This window comes from Mesorhizobium sp. M6A.T.Cr.TU.017.01.1.1 (assembly GCF_004023115.1).
In the GTDB taxonomy this organism is placed as follows: Bacteria; Pseudomonadota; Alphaproteobacteria; order Rhizobiales; family Rhizobiaceae; genus Mesorhizobium; species Mesorhizobium mediterraneum.
Genome location: NZ_RZTA01000259.1, coordinates 1 through 1,258 on the forward strand (window position 1 = coordinate 1; position 1,258 = coordinate 1,258).

At 66.1% G+C, this 1,258-nt stretch carries 1 protein-coding gene and 1 pseudogene; both read left to right on the plus strand.

Annotation, left to right across the window (positions count from 1 at the left end; genetic code table 11):
- A pseudogene (locus tag EOB36_RS35630) lies at window positions 1–146 on the plus strand (DUF1049 domain-containing protein); the annotation flags it as partial.
- A gap of 136 nt (window positions 147–282) precedes the next feature.
- Window positions 283–1,258 (plus strand): ornithine cyclodeaminase family protein (locus EOB36_RS33840; protein WP_128286589.1); only part of this gene is annotated, 976 nt, incomplete at its 3' end.

The following is a 1,258-nucleotide window of genomic DNA, read 5'->3' on the forward strand; positions in this document are numbered from 1 at the left end:
TCGGCAGCCTGGCAACCTGGGTCAAGCAGGGCCGCTATCGCAAGCTGGCGCGCCAGCGCGGTGTCGAAGCCGAGAACCTGCGCCAGGCGGTCAGCCGCGCACCGGCTGCACCACAGGGCCCGGCCTTGCCGAAGCCGACGAGCTGAGCCAATACAGCGCCGCGCGTCTTTTTTTGACGCGCAAAGGGCGCTGTTCCATGTGATTTGCGCATGATCTTTTCCGAAAATCGGTTCCGATTTTCGTGGTCATGCCGAGGCGTATTTCTCTCTGTGGAGTTTCCCCATGCTGACCATTTCGGCGGCCGAGGTCGACCATGCACTGACCTTTCCCGGACTGGTCGAGACGCTGCGCGCGGCCTTTCGCGATGGCGCGGTGCAACCGGTCAGGCATCATCATACAGTCGAACGGCCCGACGGCGCGGCCTCGACCCTGCTCCTGATGCCGGCCTGGACCGACTTCAATGCGGCCGGCACTTCGGCAGACGGCCATATCGGCGTCAAGATCGTCACGGTGTCGCCCGACAACAACGCCGTAGGCAAACCGGCGGTGATGGGGCTTTACCTCTTGCTCGACGGCGCGACGGGCGAGCCCGAAGCCATGATTGACGGCCAGCGGCTGACGCAGTGGCGCACGGCCTGCGCCTCGGCGCTGGCCGCCTCCTATCTGGCCTGCGAGGACGCTTCACGGCTGCTGGTGGTCGGCGCCGGCGCGCTGTCGCCGTTCCTCGCCAAGGCGCATTCGGCGGTGCGGCCGATCACGACGATCCGCATCTGGAACCGCACGCCGGCCAATGCCGAAAAGGTCGCGGCGAAATTGCGCGCCGAGGGTTTTGCGGCCACCGCCGCGAGCGATCTCGACGCCGAACTCGGCCAGGCCGACATCGTTTCGTCGGCGACGATCACGACCACACCGCTGATCAAGGGCGCGCTGTTGAAGCCGGGAACCCATGTCGATCTGGTCGGCGGCTTCACGCCTGATATGCGCGAGAGCGACGACGATGCAATTGCGCGTGCCCGCGTCTATGTCGATACCCGGGCCGGCGCCACCAAGGAGGCGGGCGACATCGTCCAACCACTGGCCTCGGGCGTGCTGAAGGCGCAAGCCATCGTCGCCGATCTGCATGAACTGGCGCGCGGCCAGAAGAAGGGCCGGCAGAGCCCCGGTGAGATCACGCTGTTCAAATCGGTCGGCGCGGCCCTTGAAGACCTCGCCGCCGGCATTGCCGTGTACAAGACGCTCAAGAGTAGGGGAGTAGGGG